The following is a 25,264-nucleotide window of genomic DNA, read 5'->3' on the forward strand; positions in this document are numbered from 1 at the left end:
AGCTTGAAAAAATTGCAGTCTTTATATATATGTTTTTATATGTAATTATTCCAGGCCAAATAAACCCTTGTTCAATAATTGAAGGGTTTCTTTTTTATAGGCAGAAGGTACCAGAAGCGAAATATTGTGCGGACTGCCACCATAACTTACCATCCGCACAGGAATATCATGTATGGCATCAAACAGCTTCTTTAATACCTCTTTGGTTTCAGCAATTTGATTGCCTACAATAGAAATAATGGTTTGTTCTTTATCAGTTTCTACTACACCAAATGGTTCTAACTCACGGATAATTTCATTTAAAAAAACCGGTTGATCGATGGTAACAGAAACAGCTACTTCCGAGGTAGTAATCATATCGATAGATGTTTTGTATTTTTCAAACACCTCAAAAACTTTACGCAAAAAACCATAAGCCAGTAACATGCGGCTGCTTCGAATTTTTATGGCAAAAATACCATCTTTTGCTGCAATGGCTTTTACCCCAACACTGCCCGCTTCATGCATAATGGTAGTGCCTTTTGCAGTGGGTTCCATGGTATTCAGTAACTTAACCGGAACATTTTGCTGTTGTGCAGGCCAAATACAGGTAGGATGCAAAATTTTTGCACCAAAGTAGGCCAGCTCCGCTGCTTCATCAAAACTTAATTGCTCAATGGCAATGGTTTTATTTACAACACGGGGGTCATTATTGTGCATCCCGTCAATATCTGTCCATATTTCGCAAACACTGGCATTCACTGCTGCTGCAACCAGTGATGCGGTATAATCGCTTCCACCTCTTTTCAAATTATCTACCTCACCACGAGCATTTTTACAAATATATCCCTGGGTAATAAATAATTTTTTATCGGAATGCTGTTTCAGTAAAGCCTCTATCTTGGTTTTAATAACAGGTAAATTGGGTTCTTCATTTGCATCTATCCGCATAAACTCTAATGCAGGTAATAATACATGATCAATATCCTGTTCTTCTAAATACACTGAAAAGAGGCGGGTACTCATCAATTCACCTTGTGCTAAAATATCTTTATTTAATGCATCACTAAATGATATCCGTGTAATGATATTCAGGAATTCAAAATGCTCAGCAACAATTGCCTTGGCTTTTGCTAAAAATTCGGGTTGTTTTAAAAGTGAAAGAATGAAAGATTGATAATGCGTTTCTAATTTTTGAATGCATGCTCGAGCTTCTTCTTTATTACCATCTGCTAAATGGCTGCTAATTTCAACCAAAGCGTTGGTGGTACCACTTAATGCACTTAACACAGTAATTACCGGCTCATCGCCTTTGGTAATTAATTGGGCAACCTGATGCATTCTTTCCGGCTTTCCTACACTGGTGCCTCCAAATTTCATTACTTTCATAGATGCCTGTAAAATTTTAACTGAATAAAAAAATTTAATTCATTGAATGATAGTGTTTCATCACTTTTCATTAAATTGTTTGCAAAAGTAATTGCCATATCGCATATACAGCTATTCTTTTTTAATAACAAACGTTAGTAGGTTTCCTGATATTTTTATCAAAAACTTTGAATGAAATGCAAACCGGTATTCATACAATTTCGCTTTGGTTAATGATTCTGCTTTATGTGTTTGCCGGCATCAATCATTTTCTTCGCCCTAAAATATATATCAAAATAATGCCATCTTATTTTCCTGCTAAAAAATTCTTGAATATCGCGGCTGGTATTGCAGAAATTACACTGGGCATAGCATTATATTTTGATGAAACGCGTTATTGGGCTGCATGGATTATTATGGCTATGCTTACTAGTTTTTTCCCCGTACACATTCACATGCAACAACTGGCTCCTTTTAAAATGGGAAAATTTACCCTCACCAAACAACTGGCCTTTATTAGAACTTTGTTGCAGTTTGTATTGATTTACTGGGCGTATACTTTTACCCGATAGTTTAATTTATACTGTTGAATGGCTTTTGTTCCATACAACTGCTATCTGTCCCCGGGCTTACTTTAAAATAATTACAAAAATACCGATAGTATCCTACACGACTGTAAGTACCATCGGGTTTACCGGTACCACATTCAATCCCACCATTGATGATATTGATAACTGCCCCAAAACCTGGCAAAATATTTCGTGCACTATCATAAGCATTGGGTTGCCAACTGCCCACCATTATTGCATGACAGGAGGGTTTGGGTTTTTGGTCATGCATCCAAAACCAAAGTGCAGAAGCAAATGAAACCAATGAATTTTCAGCCACTATTTCAGGATGTAGTAACAAACTATCTTTATTGCCGTAAAAAAATTGACTGAATTGTCCGTAATTATAATTCCAGCTGAGTTGTAAAGGACCCCGGCCATGGTAAGATTTGCCGGCTACCGGCATCCAGTCTTTTTTAGAAGTATCGGTATACTGTGGGCATCCTTTTGTACAACCCTGTTCTTCCACAAAATGTAGTCCCCATTTAAAATATCCATCTGGGGCATCGGGCCATCCCCCACCTGTTTCATAAGCCATATTGGCTAAAAATGCAGCCAGTTCTCGTTTTTGTAATACTTTATCTTTTACATCTAAAAATTCGGGGAAAAATTTTATGGCATTCAAAAAAGCATCAAATGAATAAAAATCAGATAAACCATTTTTTGAATTTGCCGGCTGAATGCCATACCGATGCGGGAACAATTCATTCCATTTTTGTTGATTTAAATACGATAATACTCTTTTTTGTACGGCCAAACTATCTGTTACAATTGGGCCGGGCAACTTTGATTGACTGCGGGAAGATATCCATGACATGAATGAAAAAGTCATGATTATCGTTAGCAATATCATCCAAATTTTGCTCAGCTTTATCTTCATACAATAGTATTTCAACACAGTTGTAACTGCCATACAAATTCGCTGCCATGTTTGTGTTAGAAAGAAAATTTCATTTTTTAACCTCTACCAAACCAGTTTAAATTTTTCTGCAATCATTTTTAAATCGTTCACAACAGGTGCCAATAATGGTATGCCTGTTTGCATCCTTATTTTTTCCATTTCCTGTTCCGGATCGCCGGGAATTAAAACTTTATCCTGTCCATTTACGGTTTTAGCATTGCGAAAACGTTCAATCCAATGATCCATGTGCTGTTTAAATTCATTGGCTGGTCTAAATGCATCAATACGCATTGCTCCTAAAAAATGCCCCAGGCCTTTTCCCGGCATATCTTCAGGCATGGGTACATAGGCAGGAAATGGGGGCACCCATGGACCATAAGCCGCACCACTTAAAACTGCTGAAAAAATATCTACTATACTTCCCAAAGCATAACCTTTGTGGCTGCCATGTTCCCTATCACTGCCCAATGGCAGCATAGCACCACCTTTTTTTAAAATGGCAGCATCCTGAGTAGGCATTCCTTTTTCATTTTGCACCCATCCTAACGGTGCATCATCATTTTTCCGTTGCAAAATTTCCAATTTCCCATTCGATGCGGTTGTAGTGGCAAAATCAGCCACAAAGGGTGGCTGTTGCCCGGCCGGTATGGCCACGGCTATTGGGTTAGTACCTAACATTTTTTCAACAGAAAATGTAGGTGCTACCAACGCACTGGCGTTGGTCATGGCAATGCCAATCATATCTTGCTGTAAAGCCATCATGGCATGATAACCGGCAATACCGAAGTGGTTACTATTTTGTACACTAACCCAACCGGTGCCACATTGTTGGGCCTTTTGTATGGCAATATTCATGGCAAAAGGAGCAACTATCAGGCCCAATCCGGCATCACCATCTACCACTGCCGTTGAAGGAGTTTCATGTATTATTTTAATATGGGGTTTTGTATTGATACGGCCTGCTTCCCATAAACGCACATAACCACTTAGGCGAGCAACACCATGACTATCAATACCCCTTACATCGGCTGAAAGCAAAACAGTGGTAGCAGTTTGTGCATCTGTTTCAGAGCAGCCCATTTGTAAGAATGTGTTTTTGGTAAATTGAAAAAGTGTAGAATAGGAGTACAACATAGCGATAAATAAGGATGAAAAAGTTGCAATTTATTAAAACCATTCAGTAATAATTGTTAGCAACACGGTAATATGTTTTAAAATAGTATGCATACCGCATTTAAAAGTGATATGAAAAAGCCGGGCATTGAGATACCCGGCTAAAACAAAAATTATATTGTATTTTAGAATGGCAAATCATCACCGGTATCCGGAGCATCAGAGGCTTGCTCTACAGATGTATGGGTTGACTGATAAGCACCACCCGATGCATTACCGGAAGGATTATTTCCACCCGTACCACCTTCCTGCCTGCTGCCCAATAACTGAACACTGGCAATACGCAGCGATAAAGAAGCACCCTGTCTGCCATCTTGTGTTGCATAAGTTCTAACATCGGGCTGGCCTTCCACATACACCTGGGTGCCTTTTTTTAAATAAGGGGCAATAGCTGTCCTGTCGGTCCAATAAGCACACTCTACCCAAGTTGTTCGTTCTTTCTGGGCGCCTTGTGCATCTTTATAACGCTCGGTATGTGCCACTGAAAAATTAATGACATTACGGCCATTTACATTGTTTACTACGGCATCTTTACCAAGATTTCCAATCACCTGAAGTTTAATCATATCTCTAAATTTTGGGCATTGAATAAAATAAAAGCGTAAAATGGAAAATTAGTAAAAAAAACAAAGCCAAAAACAGTTCTTTTAAAAATTTGTGCAGGGAATTTTCAAAAAAAGATAAACAAAAAACACATTGGGTGATTTCGAATAAATTAGTAGCTTTTGGTTATAAAACATCCCAGTGCAACAACAACAATTTATTATAGAAGAACTAAATGAAAACGGGCCCATTATTTTGGCAGAAATTCATACAAATGAGCATACATTTTTATATAATAAAAACAAACAACAACCTTCATTGTACAAAAAAGCCAGATTGTTGATTGATACAGGTGCCAGTATTTCGGGATTAGATAAAGATTTAATTCAATTACTGCAACTACCCGAATACACAGCATTAGCGCAGGTAGAAGGAGCCGGTGGCTTAGTGCAATTAAAGAAATACCGATGTGTGCTTTATCTGCCTATTTTTTTACAAAAGGGGCTTCCCTTAGATATTGTGGAAGGCAATTTTCAACAAACGCCGTACCAAGGTATTTTAGGCAGAGATGTGCTTCAATTTTGCCATTTTGAATACAGTGGCCCTTCGGGTAAATACATTTTAAAAGCCATCAACTTTTAATAAAACAGACTATTCCCGGATTTAAACAAAAAAAGGGTGTTACATGTCTGTTGAAATAAAAAACAAATAAAATTATACAGGGCATAGGCTTTTGTAGTATTTACAACATAAAAACAACTAAAAATTCCTTTCATCGCAAATTACAATCCCCCCTAACGGCAATAAACAATCTGTAAAATGTATCTTTGCACGTTAAAAATCAAAAAAATAATGAGCAGAAACGGAAAAGTATTGGTGGCGATGAGTGGTGGAGTGGATAGTACTGTAACCGCATTAATGCTACATGAACAAGGTTATGAAGTAGTAGGCATTACCATGAAAACCTGGGATTATGCAAGCAGTGGCAGCAGCAGTAAAGAAACCGGTTGCTGTAATTTAGACTCATTTAATGATGCACGACAGGCTGCCGTTCAACATGGATTTCCTCATTTTATATTGGATATACGTGATGAATTTGGAGATTTTGTAATTGAAAACTTTGTTGAAGAATATATTGCCGGCCGTACCCCTAACCCTTGTGTTATGTGTAATACGCATATAAAATGGAGAGCCCTGCTAAAGCGTGCCGATGCATTGAATTGCGATTTTATTGCTACAGGGCATTATGCTTCTATATATCAACATACCAATAACCGTTATGTAATTTGTAAAGGAAAAGACGAAACCAAAGATCAAAGCTATGTTTTATGGGGGCTGCAACAGGATTTACTTAGCAGAACTATTTTGCCATTAGGTGGATATCAGAAAACCGAGATCAGACAAATGGCGCTTGATTTTGGATATCCTGAACTGGCCAAAAAAAGCGAGAGCTATGAAATTTGTTTTGTGCCGGATAATGACTACCGCGGTTTTTTAAAAAATAAAGTAGCCGGCCTGGAAGATCGGGTAAATGGCGGATGGTTTGTAGATAAAACCGGAAAAAAATTAGGACAACACAAGGGCTACCCTTTTTATACCATTGGCCAAAGAAAAGGATTGGATATTGCTTTGGGTAAACCTGCTTTCGTAACAGCCATTCACCCCGAAACGAACACGGTGGTATTGGGCGATGAAAAAGATCTGGAACAAAACAACATGGTAGTTACCCGTTTAAATTATATTAAATATGCAGGCATAACTGATGGCATGGAAGCAACCACTAAAATCAGGTACAAAGACAAAGGCGCTTTCAGCAGATTACAAATGCATGAAAATGGAATAGAAGTACAATTTTTTGAACACGTGAAGGGTATTGCACCAGGACAAAGTGCTGTGTTTTATGAAGGCAATGATGTAATTGGTGGTGGTACCATTATGCGCAGCAATTTGCTATAACACCATTTTTTATGAGCTATATCTGTTTGGGCTTTTGAAATAATGCAGCAAACAGCGTATCGGCTTTTTGGTGATACCCCATTAAAAGTTCGTCCTTTATCAATACCAAACCATAAGCATTTATAATGTATGCCACCATTTCCTGATTTTCCTGTTTAAAAACAGAACAGGTGATATATATGAAGTAACCACCCGGTTTTATTTGAGGAATTGCCTGTTGCACAATTGCCCTTTGCAACCAACTATAAGTGTTTATCTGTACAGCAGAAAAAAAGAACAATTGTTCAGGTGTGCGGCTCCAAGTGCCGCTTCCTGTGCAAGGCACATCGGCAATGACCACATCAAAATAGCGTTGCAATAATGATTTGGGCAGTGGCTGTGATAAATCTGCCACCATAGCTGTGTAATTGCTTATGTTAGCCGCCTGAAATCGTTTTGATAGATTGTGCAAAATACTTTCCCTAACATCACTCACAGTTAATTGTATGTTACCCCATATATCTCTAGCCAGAATAGATTTGCCTCCACTGGCTGCGCAGCAATCCCATACCAATGGTATTGTGTTATTCCACTGAATCAACTGCAAAAATTCAGCGATGCGTTGCGAACTAAAATCCTGTATGACCAATGCTGCATCTATATTGAAAAGGTGATCTATTTTAGTGCCTGCTTTTACAGCAATGGTTTGATGGCTTAATTGTTGAAACGGAATACCGGCCTCATTGAATCGATTCACTATATTTTCTTTCTTACCCGGACGAATACGAATAAATACATCAGGCTGAGTAAAAAAAGATTGAGTAAAAGCTACTATATCCAATTGTTCACTCACTTCATTTTTAAAAGGAAAAACATCTTCATATTTTAAACCAGAAAATCTTTGCTGCAATACATACCACCTTTGTTGCCATTCAGCAGGCCAATCCTTTAACCATAGCGGTTCAAAAACTATCTCCCATACACCGGGTTCTTCCAATAATAAGTATAAAGCAGCTTTCAATCTTACATCTACAGCTACTTCACATAATGCCTTACCCAGCCTAAAGTAAGCATAACAGGCATTGGTAATTATTTTCCTGTCTTTACTACCATGTTTTTTATGTTGGGCAAAATATTGTTTGATAAAATGTGCCAAAGGCATTTCACCTTTGTATTGCTGAATAATAAATAAAGCAGTATTGAAATAAGATTGGTAGCGCATAATTTTTTATAAGTATAAACGAACATGGAACATTCATCAAGCATAATAATAATAAAGCTATTAAAAAAACAAAAGAGGCTGTCTCAAAAGTCCGAGGCAGCCTCTTTTTGTTCAGTAAGGGGGTGGAGAAAGTTTTCATTTAAGCCATTCTCAAACGCTTCATTTTACTTTTGAGACTTCCTCTTACTTATTAAAGAACTTCTTTTTTATAACTCTAACAATGTTTTTACGGGATCTTTTCCGAACAACAGCAGTTCAGGGTTTTCCAATAATTCTTTTATCCTCACTAAAAAACTTACGCTTTCCCTGCCATCAATTACGCGATGATCGTAGCTTAAGGCCAAATACATCATGGGACGTATTTCAACCTTTCCATCAATAGCCATGGGCCGCTCCTGAATTTTATGCATACCCAGAATGGCACTTTGGGGAATATTGATGATGGGTGTACTCATTAAACTGCCAAATACACCACCGTTGGTAATGGTAAATGTGCCACCCTGTAATTCTTCTGCAGTTAATTTGCTATCACGGGCCTTCCCTGCCAATTCAACTACTTTTTTCTCAATTTCAGCCATACTCAGGCTTTCAACATTCCTGATAACCGGTACTGTTAATCCGCGTGGTGTGCTTACTGCAATGCTAATATCGGCATAATCGTGATACACCAATTCATCGCCATCAATAAAAGCATTTACGGCAGGCCATTCACTTAACGCAATGGCACAGGCTTTGGCAAAAAAGCTCATAAACCCAAGGTTTACACCGTGGTTTTCTTTGAACTTATCTTTGTATTGTTTACGTACATCCATAATACGGCTCATATCTACTTCATTAAAAGTAGTTAGCATAGCCGTTGTATTTTTTGCTTCAACCAATCGGCGACTAATGGTTTTACGCAGGTTACTCATTTTTTCTTTTCGCACCACACGTGAAAATAATTCTGCACCCGCAAATGCTTTTTTGCCGGGGTTGGATAAAGCTTCCAATACATCATTTTTAACAATTTTGCCTCCAAAACCGGAAGGTGTAATATGGGTTGGATTCATATTTTTATCGGCAATGATTGCGCTGGCAACGGGAGTTGCCTTTACGTTATTCAGAATAGCTGTTACCGGTAACTGCGCCGGCGCAGCAGGGGCTTTCGGTGTTTCTGCGCTCACTGATTCTTTTTTCTCAGTTTCAGCAATGGCAGCAGGCTTTTCAGCTGTTTCATCTATTTGTGCCAATACTGCACCAATTAAAATGGTATCGCCTTCATTGGCCAGAGTTTTTAAAATGCCGGCTTTTTCTGCATTTACTTCAAAAGTTGCTTTTTCGCTTTCTAATTCAGCAATCACCTCATCGCGTTCAACATAAGCGCCATCTTTTTTCAGCCATTTCAGTAAAGTTACTTCACTGATTGATTCTCCAACGGTAGGTACTTTAATATCTATCATAAAATATACTTAATATGTTTTTGTTATCAGCTTTATCACCATGTGCAGCATCTGTTGCGTCGCACACTTATACAATTGTAATCCTGTGCATCAAATAGCAAATGCAGTATCAATAATTTCCGCCTGCTCCTGTGCATGAATTTTTGAATAACCCGTAGCAGTAGCTGCACTGGCATGCCTGCTAATAATTCCAAAATTCAATTGTGTTAAATTCATTTTCAAAAATGAAGCTGCACCCATGTTGAGGGGTTCTTCCTGTACCCAAAACCATGTTGCTTTGCCGTATTTTTTATACAAAGCCTCTAATTGCCGGTGTGGCAATGGATATATCTGCTCTAACCGAATAATGGCAATATGTGTGGCATTGTCTTTTTTCTGCCGTTCAGCCAGTTCAAAATACAATTTACCTGAACAAAATAAAACTTTCTTAACGCTATCGGGTTGTGACACAAATGTATCGTCAATTACTTCTTTAAAGCCTCCTACTGTAAATTCAGAAATATGAGAATACGTTCCGGGATAACGCAAATAAGCTTTGGGTGAAAAATTTATCAACGGCTTTCTGAATGGGAATGCAATTTGCCTGCGTAATAGATGGAAAAAATTAGCGGCCGATGTAACGTTGGTAATAATCATATTTAATTCGGCACACATTTGTAAAAACCGTTCCATTCTGGCACTGCTGTGTTCAGGCCCCTGCCCTTCATATCCATGTGGCAGTAACATCACCAAACCATTCATTCTATTCCATTTTTGTTCGCCACCGGCTATAAACTGATCAATCATGGTTTGTGCACCGTTGCTAAAATCTCCAAACTGTGCTTCCCATATTACCAATGCATCCGGATTCGCCAATGCATAACCGTATTCAAAGCCCAGTACACCATATTCACTTAATAAAGAATTGTAAATGCGGAATTTTTCCTGATGCGCTTGTAAATTTTTTAATCGGTTATAGCCCCGGTTGGTTTCTTCATCCCTAAGAACGGCATGCCGGTGCGAAAAAGTGCCCCGCTTCACATCCTGCCCACTCATCCGCACAATTTTATTTTCGACAATAATACTGGCATAGGCCAATAATTCGGCTGTAGCCCAGTCAATTTTATCTTCGGTTTCTAATAATTTAATTTTTTCCTGTAATAGCTTTTCTATTTTTTTCAATGGCTTAAAATCATCAGGCCAAGTCATAATGCCTTTAAAAAGCCTGCGTACTTCTGCCTCAGGAATTCCTGTTTCAGGCGATTGTATAAAATCATCAGGTGTAGCCTTTCGTAAACTTTTCCAGGCCAATTCAGGTAATTGGTAGGTGTATGGTAATGGCTTTTGTTTTACTTCATCCAATCTTTCCTGCAAATCGTCCCAGAACTTTTTCTCCATTTCTTTGGCTAACTGCTGCGCATCGGGTTCACCGTGTTGCATTAGATATTGCACATACACTTCCCGCGGATTAGGATGCTGATCGATCAATTTGTACAATTGAGGCTGGGTATATTTGGGGTCATCACCTTCATTGTGTCCATGACGGCGATAGCATACCATATCAATAAAAATATCGGAATTAAATTCTTGACGATACCGGGTGGCTATTTCAACACATTTTACCACGGCTTCGGCATCATCTCCATTCACATGCAATACCGGCGCCTGCACCATTGCTGCAACGGAGGTGGCATAATCGGCACTCCGGGCATCATCAAAATCGGTCGTAAACCCAATTTGGTTATTGATCACAAAATGAAGGGTGCCACCTGTATAATAACCTTTCAGGTTGCACATTTGCAATACTTCATAAATAATACCCTGCCCTGCTACTGAAGCATCGCCATGTATTAATATGGGTAAAATTTTGTCATAATTACTTTTATACAACACATCTGCTTTGGCTCTGGAAAAACCTACTACAACAGGGTCTACTGCCTCCAGATGGGATGGGTTGGGCATTAATTTTAAATGAATAGTTTTATCATCTAAGGTTTTTACCTCACTGCCAAAACCCAGATGATATTTTACATCGCCACTGCCCATGGTTTGGTCTACTTTGGCGGTTCCTTCAAATTCGCTGAAAATTTGCTCATAGGTTTTACCCATAATATTGGCCAGTACATTCAGTCTGCCGCGATGGGCCATGCCAATTACCACTTCTTGAACATCATGATTGGCGGCTGTATTGATGATGGCATCCAAAGCTGCAATGGTAGTTTCACCGCCTTCTAATGAAAATCGTTTTTGTCCAACATATTTGGTGTGTAAAAACTTTTCAAAAATTACACCCTGATTCAGTTTTTCAAGAATGCGTTGTTTTTTGGCCAATGGCAGCGGTTCAAAAAATTCTTTTTCAATGGCCTTGGTTAACCAGTCTACTTTTTTCTGATCGCTGATGTATTTAAATTCAATACCCACATGGTTGGCATAACACAACTGCAGGTGTTGTAAAATATTTCGTAAAGTAGTTGCGCCTAAACCAATTAAATTTCCCACCTGAAAGGTTTGGTTTAAATCGGCATCAGATAAATGGTAATGCGCCAGTTCTAAATTAGCGCCTCTGTCTTTTCTTGGTCTGATGGGGTTGGTATTGGCAATGAGATGCCCTTTGTTTCTATAGCCCAGAATCATGCGGTACACATTCACTTCCTTCATCCAGTCAATATTACTGGGCAAGTTGGTGGTTACTGCAATTGCAGGTAAACCGGTTGAGTTACTAATGGCGAAATCGAATCCTTCAAAAAATTTTCTAAGGTCCGGATCTATATTGTCAGGGTTTTTTACAAATTCCTGATATAAACTTTCTATATATGCCGGATGCGAGTTGGTGATGTATGAAAAATCCTTCATTTTGTGCGAGATTGTGCTTGCAATTTAATGGTGTGCAAATATCGTACATTGCATTAAGAAATCAGCTGAATAAATGAATAGATTTACAGATAATTTAATAGCACCCATTGCATTCGGTGCAAAAAAATAATTTTTGATTTAAATTTTTGATTTTCCCCGAATGCCCTTACCTTTGCCGTCCTTAAAAAAGGATACAATGGCAAATCATAAAGCTACAAAAAAAGATACCAGGCAAGCCGCCAAACGCAGAGAAAGAAATAAGTATTACGGTAAAACCACACGTAATGCCATTCGTGCTTTAAAAGCTACCAACGAAGAAGCTGATTATACAGGTAAATTACCCGATGTAATTTCAATGATTGATAAGTTAGCGAAAAGGGGAATTATCCATAAAAATAAAGCGGCTAATTTAAAAAGTAAATTATCAAAGAAAAAAACAACGGCTACTGCTTAGTACCTTTGCCTTGTTTCTAGATTTGATGTAAATATTTAAATAACATATATAGCCTCCTGATAAACAGGGGGCTATACTATTTTAAGCTTTGGGCAGTACAATGGTAAACCGATTAATAGAATTGTTAACAGCAGTATACAACAAACTTCCCTGATGTAATTGTAAAATTCGCTGAACAATAGACAAACCTAGTCCATAACCTTTCACTTTTTGTACATTGGCACCTCTGAAAAATGGAACCATCATATTGTTACTTTCAGCCTCGGTTAATACAGTACCACTATTTTCAAATTGAATTTTCATTACTGATTTTTCCGGAACAATGGTTATCAGCACTTTTCTGTCATTTGAATAGTTGATTCCATTTTTTATTAGATTTATCATCGCCACTTTTAACAGTGCATCATTGCCCTGCACCATAATGTCTTCTTCATCATCCGGTAATGAAGAAAATTGAAAAAGCACTGTGTCATCCGGAATCATTTTTTGTACACTGGCCATGGTTTCATAAATCAGTTCATCTATTCTTATTTTGGGCCATTGGGTACTTTCGTTCATTTTTTCGTATTGTGATAACAACAGCAAAGCATTGGTCAATTCAATAATATTCAGCTCATCCTCTTTTAATGATTGCAATACCAGCACATATTCCTGCTCTGTTAATTTTTTATTTAGAGCCGATTCAGTTTGAGACAGCATGCTGGCCAGGGGGGTACGCAGTTCATGTGATGCATGGTGCACAAAGCTTTTTTGGTTTTCGAAGGCTTTGTTCAGCCTGCTAAGCATTTCATTAAAATTTTGGGCAATTTGCCAAAGTTCATCATGTGTTTTTCGTTCAGGAAGGCGTTTGTTTAAATTTTGTTCTGTAGTATACTTCATTTGTGTACTTAGCAAACGCAGGGGTTTTAAAGCGCCATTTACGAAAAAGAATGAAAATAAAGCGGTAATCAGCAGTCCGCCTAAAAATACCGTTGTTAAAATAATACGCAAATCGGCCAATTTATTCATACCTACCACATCAACCCCCGATGCAATGATATAATGGTGCGTTTGGGGTATGTACATGGCAACATACTGCCGCTGGTTATCTATGTATCGATGTTCGCCTGTTTTTTTGATATGGCTTAAAAAGGCCGGTTTAATTGAATATGAAAGTGTATCAGGAATTTTATCGATAACTTTTCCGGTAGAATCAATAAGCAGCAAAGTTTCATCCCAAAGAATAGTTTCGTGCAGCATTTGCACATTTTTAGAGGAAATTTTATTTTTTGGAGTAGCTATTTTGGTTACAAAATCGTAGAATTCTAACCCTTCACTTTTCACCAGCTCATAAAAGTCGGCCTGTCGATAATTAAAGTAAAGTATGTAAATGGTAACGGATGAAATGAGTAAAACAATCGCTACAAAGATGGTAAAAAGCAGGGCAAAGCGAAGTCTTAAACTCATAAGGCAACCGGATTTTTATTTGATGTAATAACCAAATCCCGGCTTGGTATGAATCAGTTTATCATTAAAGGGTTTGTCAATTTTGTTGCGAAGGAAACTAATATACACCTCTATTGTATTGGTTCCGGTATCAAAACTCAGATCCCACACTTTTTCCAGAATTTGTTGCTTGGAAATAACTTTTCCTCTGTTGCGTGCCAGCAAAGCCAATAACGAAAATTCTTTGGCAGTTAATGGTATTTCAGTTCCGGCACGGGTAACCATTTTAGTAGAAAAATCTATGGTCAAATCGCCCACTTCAATATTTTCAAATACTTCTTCCGTAGTTTCAGCATGTTTCAGAGCAACTTTAATTCGGGCATTTAATTCATCAAAATGAAAGGGTTTTACAATATAATCATCGGCGCCTAAGTTAAATGCATCCATCTTGTCCTGAATTTCGCCTAATGCTGTTAACATAATGATGGGTACTTTGTTATTGGTTTCCCTAAATTGTTTGCAAAGGGCAAAACCATTTTTGTAGGGCAAATTGATATCTAACAATATCAAAGCATAGTTATGTTCGGCAAAAAGCTTTTCGGCTACCAAGCCATCATAGGCCAAATCAACCCGATAATCGAGTCTGGTTAACTCTTCCTGAATAACCTGCCCCAACTTGGGTTCATCTTCTGCTAAAAGTATTCTGTAGTTTTTTTCCATTAGAATTGATGTATTAACACAGCAAAGTAATGAAAAAACTTTTCCACCACATCACAAATCATGCTTATTGTGTAATTTTTAGAGTATAATCCTGAAAATTTTCCTTTTTTACTTTCAAAACAGAAATAAAATTGACTGGAAAATTGCGGTTGATAAGAACACAACACGTTTATTTTCCATAGAATTGTATTTGTATTAATTCTAATAAATATGGTTGAAAATAATATTATTCCAGTTTTTTGATGTTTCCATTTCCGGCAATGTATTGTGACAGGGCAGCTTTTCCTGCATAATAAACAGTACCACTGCCTGCTATGGAAATATCTAACTGATTATCTGCAAATACATATACATTACCGCTGCCGGCTATCTTAATCTTTACATTTTCTGCTTTTAGGTTGGCGCATTTTACATCACCATTTCCTGCAATAGATATATTTTCATCTTTGGTTTCGCCATTTAAGCTAATATTTCCGGTTCCGGCAATTTTTGAAATTACCTTCGGTGTATTTACCGATAAATTAATATTACCAATGCCTGCAATTTCGGCATGCAATTCATTGCCGCCGCTAAATTTTCCAATACCGGTAATATTGCCGGAACCCGCTATATACACCCCTTCCAAATTTTCAACCTTTACTTGTATTTGAACTCTTTTTCGGGTATCAATACGATAGTGATTTTTAATACGTATTTCTAAAGTGCCATCTTCATTTACACGGGTAATAATATAAGGCAACACATTTTCATCGGCCTGAATGGTTAATCCAACGGGTAAATCCTGTGTAACGGTTACATCAAAATCGCCCATCAATTGAATGGTTTTTACGGATGGAATGGCACGCTGTTGGGTAGTCACAATCCCGTTTCCCGTAATTTTCTGATCGAACCAGAAATTGCAGGAAGAAAATAATACAAGGCTACCAATGATAACCGCCAGTGATTTTAGATACATGTAATAGTAATTAAAGTTGAACAATGTTTTTAACCCTAACCAATCGCAATAATTGTTTACAATACTGCCGGGGGCATTAAAGTAAAGTTAAATAACAGGGCAAACCAACAAAAAAAATAAAAACGGAGCTGCAGCAGGAAGAAAGGAAAATAAACCAGATGAGTAACATTCAGTAATAAAACAGGTGTATGCCATTTTGAAAAACTCAATTTTAGGTTACCTTCGCCGCATGATAGAAAAGATCATCATTCTCGATTTTGGAAGCCAATACACCCAACTTATAGCAAGGGCGGTAAGAGAAGCCAATGTATACTGCGAAATTATACCTTATCATCAGTCGTTTTCATTAACAGATGGTATTAAAGGTGTTATTTTAAGCGGTTCGCCTTTTAGTGTAAACGATGCCAAAGCCCCTGTAGTACCTATTGCAACATTCAATAAAACCTTACCGGTTTTGGGTATTTGTTATGGTGCTCAATTGACTGCAAAGGAGTTTGGAGGTATTGTGAATAAAAGCAACAAAAGAGAATATGGCAGAGCCACTTTATTGTTGCAAAAAACCGATGCACTTTTCGAAAATGTACCACAACAATCGCAGGTTTGGATGAGCCATAGTGATTCCATTCAACTACTGCCCAATAATTTTGAAATTTTGGCTACAACTGAAAGCATTCCTGTTGCAGCTTTTAAACAGTATGGTACAGCACATAAAGATTTGTATGGGCTGCAATTTCATCCGGAAGTTTACCATTCTACAGAAGGGAAAAAGATCATCAAAAATTTTTTGGTGCATATTTGCGGCTGCAGTCAAAACTGGACACCAGCTAATTTTATTCAGGGAACAGTTGCAGCGCTGAAAGCAAAAATTGGGGATAAAAAAGTAATGATGGCTTTAAGCGGCGGTGTAGATAGTACGGTTGCCGCCACTTTAATCAGCAAAGCCATTGGTGCGAATTTATATTGCTTATTTGTTGACAATGGTGTATTACGAAAAAATGAATACGAACAGGTACTCGATACGTATCGTTTGTTGCAACTTAACGTTAAAGGCATTGACGCCAAAGAACATTTTTATACCAAACTGGCCGGAAAAACGGATCCGGAAGAAAAAAGAAAAATTATTGGTAATACATTTATTGAAATATTTGATCGCGAAGCAAAGCATATGAACGATATCAGTATGCTTGGTCAGGGTACCATTTATCCTGATGTAATAGAAAGTGTAAGTGTACATGGCCCATCGCAAACCATTAAATCCCATCATAACGTAGGTGGATTGCCGGATTACATGAAATTGGAATTGGTAGAGCCATTACGTTTTTTATTTAAAGATGAAGTAAGAAAAGTGGGTATTGAACTTGGAATACCTGCCGAACTGATTAGCAGACATCCTTTTCCAGGCCCCGGTTTGGCAATCCGTATTTTAGGTGAGGTAACAGAAGAAAAAATAAAATTATTGCAAGAAGCAGATGCCATATTTATAGAAACACTGCGTTCAGCAAATTTGTACCACACCATTTGGCAGGCTGGCACCATATTATTACCTGTAAAAAGTGTGGGTGTAATGGGCGATGAACGCACTTATGAATTTACCATTGCGCTGAGAGCAGTAACCAGCGTAGATGGAATGACGGCAGATTGGGCACATTTACCTTATGAGTTTTTAGCTAATGTTTCCAACGAAATTATCAATCGGGTAAAAGGAATTAACCGGGTGGTATACGATATTAGCAGCAAACCACCTGCTACCATTGAATGGGAATGATTTTTGTTTGATAAATCAATCATTGAATCATACCGTTTTGAAAATTAAATTGTTTTCATGAAATTAAAATACCGATTATCTTTATTTGGGCTGTTCATTCTGTCAGTTGCTACATCTTATGCACAGGTAATACCTATAAAAGTTGCCATCTTTTCACCAATTTATATTGATTCTGCCTTTAACGGCAATACCTATCAGTTAGGTGATGCCAATTTGCCTAAACAAATTTTGCCGGGATTAGAATTTTACAATGGTGCCATGGCAGCCATCGATTCCTTACAAAAACAAGGTGTACAAGCCATCGTATCCATATATGATACCAAAAACCGTCAACAACCAATAGATAGTGTATTAAATAGTTCAACCATGCAGGGGGTTAATTTTATCATTACCTCCAGCAATGACAGAAACGATTTAAAAAAATTAGCCGATTTTGCTTTACTGCATCAAATTCCATTGTTATCGGCTACCTATCCTAATAATGCAGGTATTAGCAACAACCCCTTTTTTATCATCCTTAACTCAACACTTCAAACACATTGCAGAGAAATTTACAAATACCTGCAACGAAATCATGCATTTGATAAAATAATTCTTTTTACAAGAAAAAGCCAGCCGGCAGAAATTATACAGTCCATCTTTACCAACATGAGCCAAAATGCTTATAGCATTTCATTAAAGTATCTGACCGTGCAATTACCTGATTCGTTTTCTGTAAAACAGATTACACCATATATGGATAGTACCCGGCAGAATATTTTAATTTGTGGTTCATTAAATGATGCCTTTGCTTTACAATTAATTAAAGCAGCCAATGATGCTAAAAATTATCCATCACTGGTTGTTGGAATGCCTACCTGGGATGCGATGCCTGGCTTAGACCAACCCATGTATAACAATGCCAGTATTGTATATACTACCCCATTTTACTGTAACCGAACTACTGCACTTTATAATAGTATTGCCGATAAATACAAACAACAACTAAATAGCTATCCCAGCGATATGATGCTGAAGGGCTATGAAACCGTTTTTCATTTCATTAAAGTTTGGCAACAATATGGTGCAGATGCCATCAATCATTTGTCCGACAACCACTTTACATTGTTTAATACGTTTAAAATTCAGCCAGTAAGAGATCAAAAAAACCTAGGAATTATCAACTATCAGGAAAATCAAAAGCTCTATTTTTTAAAAAAAATCGGAGGAGTGATAAAGTCTGTTAACTAATTGCAGAAATTGGCTTACATTGCTGAGAGCAAACCTTTCACCATCTTAAAAAAGTAAGTTTTGGACAATACCAATCTTGCATCTGCCAATTAAGGCATTTAAATACAATATAACTGCCTGGTGCATGTATCAACTTTCATGACACTACAATTGTTTTAATTTTTTCCGTATACTAATTACGCTAATACAAATACCTGCAATCTGGTATTTGCAGTATATAGAAAGCAGTTATATTAATAAGCTTTTAAGCTAAAATGAGTTAACTTTAAACAAAAAAATGATGGATACCAATACAACTACTTTATTCGAATTTTTTGAAGATGCCAAAAAAGTGTTGCAGGATTATGTGAACATACAAATAAAAATTTTTAAATTAGAATTAATAAAAAAGAATGCAACCATTGGTGGCCTTTTGCTTTGGATGCTGATTTTTGTATTTTTATTTTTTGGTTTGTTGTTGTTTGCTGGATTTGCTTTTAGCTTTTGGATGGGTGCCTTGTTACAAAATATTCCGGCGGGCTTTGCCATTACCACCATTATTTTTTCAATTTTAATTGTACTGATTACGCTTTTCAGGAAACAGTTGTTCATCAATCCTTTTATTAAAATTATTATACAACAACAAACCCTCGATTTAGACGATTAAATAATGTAGCCCAATACAGTTATTTCTATTAATTCATTCAAAAAAAATTATGCCACAGCCAACAAGCATCCGCAATTTAGCTGAATTAAATGAAGCCATTCATCAATTAAAGCAACAAAAAAAAGAAATGGAATCAACCATTGCATTTAAATGGAAAATACTGCAGGAACAATATCCGGTATTGATTAAAAATACAATTTTCAAAAAATATCCCATACTCAAAAAAGGAAATATCTTAATTACTTTACTGGGCATTCCGGCCATTCAACAAAATATTGAAAAATGGTTACTAAAGGCAGGATCAAAAGCTGAAAGTTTATTGGATCGATGGATTGATCATTTGTTGAATAAAATAGAAAATAACACTGCTGAATGATGAACTTAATAAAATGCTAATACACTTGTTAGTTAATTTAGTTGAGCAAATTATTTCGGCATGTATCGTAAACAAACTATTTGCATTTTATGTGTAATGGCATTTATTACCCTTTCGGCCACAGTTACCAAAAAATTTGGCGATACGCCAATGCCTGAGCCTATTCCACCCTCACAACAACAAACAGGCAATGCACAAAAAGGATACGAATACCTTATTACCGGCAATTATGTAAGCAGCGGATTCCCTTATAAATTTTACAGAATTATTGCCGGAAAAGACAAGGATAATTACCTGAAACGTACCGGGAAAAATGCAAATATTCCCTTTGGCTTTAATGTTATTAAAAATGAACAGGGAATTGATATGGTTGTACCTACCTGCTTGCAATGCCATGCTCAGGTTTTCGATAAACACCTGTATGTGGGTTTAGGAAATAGTTTTATTGATTTTAGCAATACCAAAAAACAAAATACCATTCTAACCAATACTACATTCAAATTTTTAAAAGCAATTGCACCTAAACAATTTGAAGGTAGCAAAGCCATTGTGCAATCATTTAAAGCTGTTTATCCCGATTTGCAAACGGCGGTAAGAGGCGTAAATGCAGCAGACAGATTGGCTATGTTGCTGGTAGCACATCGCAATTCGGTTACATTGCAATGGAGTGATAGTGCTTTATTATCTATTCCTGATGAAGTTGTGCCCACCGATGCTCCGGCCTGGTGGTTATTGAAAAAGAAAAATGCCATGTTTTATACCGGTTTTGGCCGTGGCGATTTTGGTAAATTTTTAATGCTGAGTAATATTTTAACCGTAAAAGATACTACTGAAACTGCTGAAGTGTACAAACATTTTGCAGATGTGTTGGCATATATACAATCTATTGAACCACCTAAATATACAAAACCCATTAATCGGGAATTGGCCATGGAGGGCGAACTTTTATTTACTACCAAATGCAGCAAATGTCATGGTACTTATGGGCCCAATGGCCACTACCCTAACTTGCTTATTCCTGAAAAAATAATTGGAACAGATTCATTATTGTTTCAAACCAACCAACAAAACCCACAATTTATTCAATGGTTTAATGACAGTTGGTTTGCCACCGGTAACCATCCTGCAAAATTGGTTCCTTACAATGGATACATTGCACCGCCATTAGATGGGGTATGGATAACGGCCCCCTATTTTCATAATGGCTCTGTACCTACTTTAGAGGGTGTACTAAATAGCAAAAAACGCCCTACCTATTGGAGCAGAGATTTCAGAAAGCCAACCTATAATTATGAGGCGGTTGGATGGAATTACACTACCCATAAAACTGCCGGCGGAAGAAAAGTATATAATACTACCCTACCCGGTTACGGCAATTACGGACACAACTTTGGCGACGATTTATCGGAAGCTGACCGTAAAGCGATTATTGAATATTTAAAAAAGCTTTAACAAACTATAACAGATGCACCCATTAATTTTACAATTAAACAAAATAATTAATACAACCCTTTTATAAACTGATATTCCTTTTCTTCTTTTATATGTACCTGCAACAAAGCGGCATCTTTACTTAAAGAAATAATATACGTGTAAAGACGTACCAGTTGTATGCCAATAAAAATAACCAATAACAGTGCTGCAAGTGTGAAAATAACGGTATACATAAACTTAAATATTATTGAATTGATAAAATATATTTTGCCAATTCTGCTCTATCTGCATCTGAAAGCTGACTCAACGTTGGCATCTGCGGATAATCAGGCCTTTTTTTGCCGGGCGCTTTAATCCATTGCTCTAATCCGGATATATTGTTTTTATAAATGCTAACCATTTCTGTAATAGGTGGGCCCACCAGTTTGGTATCTTTCTGATGACAAATACTACAATTGGTTTTAAACAGTGCTGCTCCTTTTGCAACCGTTCCTAAACTACTATCTACCACCTCTGCAGTATTACTTTGCTGAGGATGCATTCTGGCTTCTTCAGATAATTTTTCAAACGCTGCAGTTTTTTCAGCCATTAATTGTCTGTGCGGATCTAAAGCATTGGCACGATAAGTATGGCGGCCACTTCCCATAAATAACACCGTAATACTCATTAAAATAACAATGGCCCCAAATCTACGATTGATGGCTTCCTTTGGCCCAATTAATGCTTTCCAAATCCACCACATAGCAATTAAAGCCAATGAAGCACCGGTAAGAATAATGGAGAGTAATCCCCATCCAAATCCTTTAGATGGCAATGATATTAATACAATTGGGCCTATTAAAAATTGTATAACACTGGCCCCCAATGTAAGCGAATAGGCAATTTTTTTCACATCGTATCTGGAAATATCTGCCGGGAATATAGTTTCAAAAGGATAATTTTTTCTACCAACATACCAAAATAAAAATAATCCGGTAACAGCTAAAGAGGCAAAAATAAAATGCAAGTAACGCGGAAAAACATTGGGTAAAAATAATGCGCTAATAAAGCCATGAATGCTTGACCACTTTTCAGGAAATAACATTAAATTGATATTCACTAAAAAAATTAATGGAATAAACAAAAACAACAACACAGAAGCACCAATAATGGCAATATGCAAGCGCTTTAAATGCGCCATGCTGTGCCAGGTATATTTATGTAAATAGGTTAATAAAAATGCCACAGCTACCAAGGGTATAATTAAAATCCACATTAAACCGGTAAGTGCATTGGCAGAATAAAAATAAATGGTATACAAGGCATTAATGCTTAATAGCGGAGCTACTCCTAAAACTACTGCCAAACTTTTATTTACAGTAATGGTTCGGGCCACTTCATAAGCCAATGTATCATATGCTTTATTTTTTAATCCTTTTATTTCAGCCCATAGCGTTACCATTGAGCCGCCTACCATCAAATTCACAAAAACAATATGCAATAAAAAAGAGAATACCAGCAAAACAACCAATAACCATTCGGGTAATGGTAGTGGAATAGGAATATCTCTGGGAACAGGTGTGTTCATCTGCAAAAAATGTATCAATAACATATTCATAATAAAAGCTTTCATTTTTGGGAATTATTTTTTTGCCAGTTTAACTGCTTTAACCGAATCGGCAGTTTGTTGTATTTGTATAGCAGCATCTATGTTATTCAACGAATTTACAACAACGCCGGCTGTTTGCACGCCCTCTAATGTCTCATGACTTTGTTGTAAGAATTTAAGGTAAGCAGCCAGTGCCTCAGCTTCTTTTTGGTTGCCCGGAAAAGGCGGCATAAACGTTCTACCATTGTGCATATTAGGAATATAAGCTGCCATGGCATTTTCATCTAAGGGTTTGTTGAAACTTCCATACATTCTTTCAAATACATAGGTAATAGAATTTATGCCTTGTGTGGTATGACACCTGCTGCATGAAAGCATAAAAACATTTCTACCCGCTTCAATTTTATTGGTGGCTGTAATTTCAGGGGTAGAGTTATAGGTTGCATATTTTAGTATACCATCTCTTTGATATAAAGGATAATCTTCTTTACGCAATAAATTAGAATACATGTATCCGCCAATTACATATGGCTTCCTAATAAATTCTCTTACCCTTTCAAATATGCCTAAAAACCCAAATGCCATAATGGTTGGAAACAAAACCAAACCCCAACGCACTTTTCCCGGTTTTAACAAGCCTAATAATGCAATTAAAAAAATAGAAGAAGTAGCGCCCAGAATAATGTATTTTAATAATTGATAATACTGCTGAAATTCAATAGTACCAACGGCTGTACTCATATTATCGCGCATGGCAGCAGGCATGGCCTTGTAATAATAAACAGCACCCAAAACAGAAAATGGAATCCAAAACAATATCCATTTGGCACTGGTTTGTATAGCCTGCTTTCTGGTTTCCGTATTTTTTTGGGTAAAAGCAAATACTAATAAATATCCAAATGTGCCGGCAATCACCATTGCTGTGGGTGTTCTGAAAAACAATTGTGGCAAATAAATAGGATTGGTAAAGCCATTGATGAAGCTATGATGTTTATTCCAATTTCCAGGATCCATCATAAAACCTAATATCGCAACAATAATGGCCATAGTAAACCAAGAGAATACAGATAAATACCAGCCAAATTTGATGTGTTTTAATTTTGACTGGAGTGATTGATTGGAATTTTTCCAGGTTAAATAATACACCATGATTAAAACCACCTCAGTTACAAAAATGGTCCATTCTGTAAACCAGGCCCAATAAAATACCCTGATTAAACTTCCAATAGAAGCCGGACTAACCAAAGCAGCAGAAAACCAAATGCCAACACCGGTCATCGCTCCTACCGTTGTAGTTACAATAAATGCCACCTTCATCATCCGCTCTGCCATGCCATCCCATTTTGTATCCGTAATTTCAGTTGCGTTGCTTTTACAAACACCCTTCTGTTCTAACCAGACAATATAGGGCACAAAGCCTACCGCAATTCCATGATTAATTAATACATGTAGAATGGCAATCATGGCTATCAAAAAACGATCATTCAGCCAATCTAAATGAAACATAGGGAAATCCATAATATAATATTTTGTAATTGCAAAGCTACCTTACTCAATAACGGTAACAGTTTACACAATTATGGCAAGTTTATACTTATTTATGGAATTGATAAGTATAGTATTTTTATAGACAAATGAAATAATTAGGTAGCGCCCATTATGCAACCTGTTTACGAAAATCCTCAGGTGTAACAGCACAATATTTTTTGAAGAAACGGGAAAAATAAGAATGATTTTCAAAATGAAGCGACCAGGCAATTTCACTAATACTTAGGGAAGAATTAACAAGCAGGCGTTTTGCCTCTAATAAAATTCTGTTTCTGATATGCTCACCAGCCGAATGACCGGTATGCAACACACATAGTTCATTTAAATAGTTGGGTGTAATAAAAAGCATGGCTGCATATTCTTTAGGTAAATGTTTGTTGGTATAATGTTCTTCAATCAACAAATCAAATTTGCGCATAATATGCATGCCGGGTTTTATCATTTCAGTTTCCTCTGTTGCATCAATTTGCCGGTTCATCCATTCAAATAATTGCATTAGCAACAATCGAAGCATATTCAAATTTTTAACCGGCTGATGAAAATACTCGTCCCGAATATCTTGTAACAGGGGTTTAATTTTATGTTCCACCGATTGAATATCCAATACAACATGTGAGCCATTGGCCAAAAAAAACGGAAAATTTTTTAAGTAATGAAAATTGGATAAATACAATGAAAAAAACGCTTCAGTGAAATTAATCAACAAACCTTTTGTACCCGGACTAAATTGCCATTCATGAACCTGACCGGGTGTTAAAAAGTAAACGATATTTTTCCTTACTTCAAACTTCTTAAAATCAATGATATGAAAGCCGACTCCAGATTCAATAAACAATACCTGATAAAATGAATGTCGGTGGGGGAATACCATATTTTGATGCGATTGCAAAAACATGTCCAATTCAAATACCAAAACCTCCTGTGGTACAGAAGTGGCATCTACCATATTACAGATTTCTAATACCGGAATTTTTTCTTTTGCTAACATCTTATCCGCAAAAGTAAATTTGTAATGAAAAGAAAATGGTGACTTTTCACACATTAACAAAAACAACTTACTAACAAATACTACCCTATTTTTCCAATAGAATGATGCACAATACAAAAACCATAGGGCATACAG

At 36.9% G+C, this 25,264-nt stretch carries 23 protein-coding genes; 9 read left to right on the plus strand and 14 right to left on the minus strand.

From position 1 onward, the window contains the following. Positions 1-45: 45 nt before the first annotated feature. A complete protein-coding gene (locus A0F92_RS12445; RefSeq protein WP_068246628.1) occupies positions 46-1,368 on the minus strand; it encodes an aspartate kinase in 1,323 nt (440 codons plus the stop codon). 176 nt (positions 1,369-1,544) lie between these two features. Between A0F92_RS12445 and A0F92_RS12450 the strand changes: the two genes are divergently transcribed. Next, a complete protein-coding gene (locus tag A0F92_RS12450) occupies positions 1,545-1,919 on the plus strand; it encodes a DoxX family protein (protein WP_068246632.1) in 375 nt (124 codons plus the stop codon). 1 nt (position 1,920) lies between these two features. Here A0F92_RS12450 and A0F92_RS12455 read toward each other — a convergent pair whose 3' ends face one another. The 3 genes from A0F92_RS12455 to A0F92_RS12465 all read right to left on the minus strand — a co-directional run bounded on the left by A0F92_RS12455 (position 1,921) and on the right by A0F92_RS12465 (position 4,595). Beyond that, complete coding sequence (locus A0F92_RS12455) at positions 1,921-2,835, minus strand: chitinase (protein WP_253810436.1); 915 nt, start codon at positions 2,833-2,835, stop codon at positions 1,921-1,923. Positions 2,836-2,919: 84 nt separating this feature from the next. Next, positions 2,920-3,990, minus strand: coding sequence for an Ldh family oxidoreductase (locus A0F92_RS12460; protein WP_068246638.1), 1,071 nt, complete (start codon positions 3,988-3,990; stop codon positions 2,920-2,922). A gap of 164 nt (positions 3,991-4,154) precedes the next feature. Continuing rightward, on the minus strand, positions 4,155-4,595 hold the full coding sequence (locus A0F92_RS12465; RefSeq protein WP_068246641.1) for a single-stranded DNA-binding protein: 441 nt from the start codon (positions 4,593-4,595) through the stop codon (positions 4,155-4,157). Positions 4,596-4,773: 178 nt separating this feature from the next. Between A0F92_RS12465 and A0F92_RS12470 the strand changes: the two genes are divergently transcribed. Together A0F92_RS12470 and mnmA are read left to right on the plus strand one after the other, a co-directional pair. Further along, positions 4,774-5,214 (plus strand): retropepsin-like aspartic protease, encoded by a 441-nt coding sequence (locus A0F92_RS12470; protein ID WP_068246644.1) that lies wholly within the window; start codon positions 4,774-4,776, stop codon positions 5,212-5,214. A 210-nt stretch (positions 5,215-5,424) separates the two neighbouring features. Continuing rightward, the gene (gene mnmA, locus A0F92_RS12475) at positions 5,425-6,528 is read left to right on the plus strand and encodes a tRNA 2-thiouridine(34) synthase MnmA (RefSeq protein WP_068246648.1); all 1,104 of its coding nucleotides are present in this window, start codon (positions 5,425-5,427) and stop codon (positions 6,526-6,528) included. A 16-nt stretch (positions 6,529-6,544) separates the two neighbouring features. On the opposite strand, the gene A0F92_RS12480 is transcribed toward mnmA, so the two are convergent. The 3 genes from A0F92_RS12480 to A0F92_RS12490 form a co-directional block, all read right to left on the minus strand. Continuing rightward, positions 6,545-7,729 carry an RsmB/NOP family class I SAM-dependent RNA methyltransferase gene (locus A0F92_RS12480; RefSeq protein WP_068246651.1) on the minus strand — a complete coding sequence of 395 codons (1,185 nt, stop codon included), beginning with the start codon at positions 7,727-7,729 and terminating at the stop codon, positions 6,545-6,547. Between the two features lie 206 nt (positions 7,730-7,935). Beyond that, the gene (gene odhB, locus A0F92_RS12485) at positions 7,936-9,168 is read right to left on the minus strand and encodes a 2-oxoglutarate dehydrogenase complex dihydrolipoyllysine-residue succinyltransferase (RefSeq protein WP_068246655.1); all 1,233 of its coding nucleotides are present in this window, start codon (positions 9,166-9,168) and stop codon (positions 7,936-7,938) included. Positions 9,169-9,258: 90 nt separating this feature from the next. After that, positions 9,259-12,000, minus strand: coding sequence for a 2-oxoglutarate dehydrogenase E1 component (locus tag A0F92_RS12490; RefSeq protein WP_068246658.1), 2,742 nt, complete (start codon positions 11,998-12,000; stop codon positions 9,259-9,261). Between the two features lie 196 nt (positions 12,001-12,196). Between A0F92_RS12490 and rpsT the strand changes: the two genes are divergently transcribed. Further along, the gene (gene rpsT / locus A0F92_RS12495; RefSeq protein WP_068247100.1) at positions 12,197-12,454 is read left to right on the plus strand and encodes a 30S ribosomal protein S20; all 258 of its coding nucleotides are present in this window, start codon (positions 12,197-12,199) and stop codon (positions 12,452-12,454) included. Between the two features lie 81 nt (positions 12,455-12,535). On the opposite strand, the gene A0F92_RS12500 is transcribed toward rpsT, so the two are convergent. The 3 genes from A0F92_RS12500 to A0F92_RS12510 form a co-directional block, all read right to left on the minus strand. Continuing rightward, a complete protein-coding gene (locus tag A0F92_RS12500) occupies positions 12,536-13,900 on the minus strand; it encodes a HAMP domain-containing sensor histidine kinase (protein WP_068246661.1) in 1,365 nt (454 codons plus the stop codon). A gap of 15 nt (positions 13,901-13,915) precedes the next feature. After that, positions 13,916-14,599, minus strand: a complete 684-nt coding sequence (locus A0F92_RS12505) for a response regulator transcription factor (RefSeq protein ID WP_068246664.1) — start codon at positions 14,597-14,599, stop codon at positions 13,916-13,918. A gap of 226 nt (positions 14,600-14,825) precedes the next feature. Further along, a complete protein-coding gene (locus A0F92_RS12510; protein WP_068246666.1) occupies positions 14,826-15,554 on the minus strand; it encodes a head GIN domain-containing protein in 729 nt (242 codons plus the stop codon). A gap of 229 nt (positions 15,555-15,783) precedes the next feature. Between A0F92_RS12510 and guaA the strand changes: the two genes are divergently transcribed. The 5 genes from guaA to A0F92_RS12535 all read left to right on the plus strand — a co-directional run bounded on the left by guaA (position 15,784) and on the right by A0F92_RS12535 (position 21,023). After that, entirely contained in the window at positions 15,784-17,319 is a 1,536-nt protein-coding gene (gene guaA / locus A0F92_RS12515) for a glutamine-hydrolyzing GMP synthase (RefSeq protein WP_068246667.1), read from the plus strand. A gap of 57 nt (positions 17,320-17,376) precedes the next feature. Then, positions 17,377-18,549, plus strand: a complete 1,173-nt coding sequence (locus tag A0F92_RS12520; protein ID WP_068246672.1) for an ABC transporter substrate-binding protein — start codon at positions 17,377-17,379, stop codon at positions 18,547-18,549. Positions 18,550-18,826: 277 nt separating this feature from the next. Continuing rightward, positions 18,827-19,195 carry a hypothetical protein gene (locus A0F92_RS12525; protein ID WP_167517075.1) on the plus strand — a complete coding sequence of 123 codons (369 nt, stop codon included), beginning with the start codon at positions 18,827-18,829 and terminating at the stop codon, positions 19,193-19,195. Between the two features lie 49 nt (positions 19,196-19,244). Next, positions 19,245-19,571 (plus strand): hypothetical protein, encoded by a 327-nt coding sequence (locus A0F92_RS12530; RefSeq protein ID WP_068246674.1) that lies wholly within the window; start codon positions 19,245-19,247, stop codon positions 19,569-19,571. 60 nt (positions 19,572-19,631) lie between these two features. After that, a complete protein-coding gene (locus tag A0F92_RS12535; RefSeq protein WP_167517076.1) occupies positions 19,632-21,023 on the plus strand; it encodes a c-type cytochrome in 1,392 nt (463 codons plus the stop codon). Between the two features lie 47 nt (positions 21,024-21,070). Here the strand turns inward: A0F92_RS12535 and A0F92_RS15695 are convergent, their stop codons facing one another. From A0F92_RS15695 to A0F92_RS12550, 4 genes are all read right to left on the minus strand, one after another. Beyond that, positions 21,071-21,238, minus strand: a complete 168-nt coding sequence (locus A0F92_RS15695) for a hypothetical protein (protein WP_167517077.1) — start codon at positions 21,236-21,238, stop codon at positions 21,071-21,073. 11 nt (positions 21,239-21,249) lie between these two features. Beyond that, complete coding sequence (locus tag A0F92_RS12540) at positions 21,250-22,617, minus strand: c-type cytochrome (RefSeq protein WP_253810438.1); 1,368 nt, start codon at positions 22,615-22,617, stop codon at positions 21,250-21,252. Between the two features lie 9 nt (positions 22,618-22,626). Continuing rightward, the gene (locus tag A0F92_RS12545) at positions 22,627-24,111 is read right to left on the minus strand and encodes a c-type cytochrome (protein ID WP_068246686.1); all 1,485 of its coding nucleotides are present in this window, start codon (positions 24,109-24,111) and stop codon (positions 22,627-22,629) included. Between the two features lie 139 nt (positions 24,112-24,250). Then, the gene (locus A0F92_RS12550; protein WP_068246689.1) at positions 24,251-25,129 is read right to left on the minus strand and encodes an AraC family transcriptional regulator; all 879 of its coding nucleotides are present in this window, start codon (positions 25,127-25,129) and stop codon (positions 24,251-24,253) included. Positions 25,130-25,264 lie beyond the last annotated feature (135 nt).

The organism is Hydrotalea flava (assembly GCF_001623405.1).
Taxonomy (GTDB): domain Bacteria; phylum Bacteroidota; class Bacteroidia; order Chitinophagales; family Chitinophagaceae; genus Hydrotalea; species Hydrotalea flava.

Excerpts from the sequence above, each read along its gene's own strand:
- A0F92_RS12530 (WP_068246674.1), top strand. The coding sequence starts at position 19,245 with ATGCCACAGCCAACAAGCATCCGCAATTTAGCTGAATTAAATGAAGCC.
- A0F92_RS12520 (WP_068246672.1), top strand. The coding sequence starts at position 17,377 with ATGAAATTAAAATACCGATTATCTTTATTTGGGCTGTTCATTCTGTCA.
- A0F92_RS12490 (WP_068246658.1), bottom strand. The coding sequence starts at position 12,000 with ATGAAGGATTTTTCATACATCACCAACTCGCATCCGGCATATATAGAA.
- A0F92_RS12505 (WP_068246664.1), bottom strand. The coding sequence starts at position 14,599 with ATGGAAAAAAACTACAGAATACTTTTAGCAGAAGATGAACCCAAGTTG.
- A0F92_RS12500 (WP_068246661.1), bottom strand. The coding sequence starts at position 13,900 with ATGAGTTTAAGACTTCGCTTTGCCCTGCTTTTTACCATCTTTGTAGCG.
- A0F92_RS12460 (WP_068246638.1), bottom strand. The coding sequence starts at position 3,990 with ATGTTGTACTCCTATTCTACACTTTTTCAATTTACCAAAAACACATTC.
- A0F92_RS12455 (WP_253810436.1), bottom strand. The coding sequence starts at position 2,835 with ATGAAGATAAAGCTGAGCAAAATTTGGATGATATTGCTAACGATAATC.
- A0F92_RS12465 (WP_068246641.1), bottom strand. The coding sequence starts at position 4,595 with ATGATTAAACTTCAGGTGATTGGAAATCTTGGTAAAGATGCCGTAGTA.
- A0F92_RS12450 (WP_068246632.1), top strand. The coding sequence starts at position 1,545 with ATGCAAACCGGTATTCATACAATTTCGCTTTGGTTAATGATTCTGCTT.
- A0F92_RS12535 (WP_167517076.1), top strand. The coding sequence starts at position 19,632 with ATGTATCGTAAACAAACTATTTGCATTTTATGTGTAATGGCATTTATT.
- A0F92_RS12510 (WP_068246666.1), bottom strand. The coding sequence starts at position 15,554 with ATGTATCTAAAATCACTGGCGGTTATCATTGGTAGCCTTGTATTATTT.
- odhB (WP_068246655.1), bottom strand. The coding sequence starts at position 9,168 with ATGATAGATATTAAAGTACCTACCGTTGGAGAATCAATCAGTGAAGTA.
- mnmA (WP_068246648.1), top strand. The coding sequence starts at position 5,425 with ATGAGCAGAAACGGAAAAGTATTGGTGGCGATGAGTGGTGGAGTGGAT.
- guaA (WP_068246667.1), top strand. The coding sequence starts at position 15,784 with ATGATAGAAAAGATCATCATTCTCGATTTTGGAAGCCAATACACCCAA.
- A0F92_RS15695 (WP_167517077.1), bottom strand. The coding sequence starts at position 21,238 with ATGTATACCGTTATTTTCACACTTGCAGCACTGTTATTGGTTATTTTT.
- A0F92_RS12480 (WP_068246651.1), bottom strand. The coding sequence starts at position 7,729 with ATGCGCTACCAATCTTATTTCAATACTGCTTTATTTATTATTCAGCAA.
- A0F92_RS12550 (WP_068246689.1), bottom strand. The coding sequence starts at position 25,129 with ATGTTAGCAAAAGAAAAAATTCCGGTATTAGAAATCTGTAATATGGTA.
- A0F92_RS12540 (WP_253810438.1), bottom strand. The coding sequence starts at position 22,617 with ATGAAAGCTTTTATTATGAATATGTTATTGATACATTTTTTGCAGATG.
- A0F92_RS12545 (WP_068246686.1), bottom strand. The coding sequence starts at position 24,111 with ATGGATTTCCCTATGTTTCATTTAGATTGGCTGAATGATCGTTTTTTG.
- A0F92_RS12445 (WP_068246628.1), bottom strand. The coding sequence starts at position 1,368 with ATGAAAGTAATGAAATTTGGAGGCACCAGTGTAGGAAAGCCGGAAAGA.
- A0F92_RS12525 (WP_167517075.1), top strand. The coding sequence starts at position 18,827 with ATGATGGATACCAATACAACTACTTTATTCGAATTTTTTGAAGATGCC.
- rpsT (WP_068247100.1), top strand. The coding sequence starts at position 12,197 with ATGGCAAATCATAAAGCTACAAAAAAAGATACCAGGCAAGCCGCCAAA.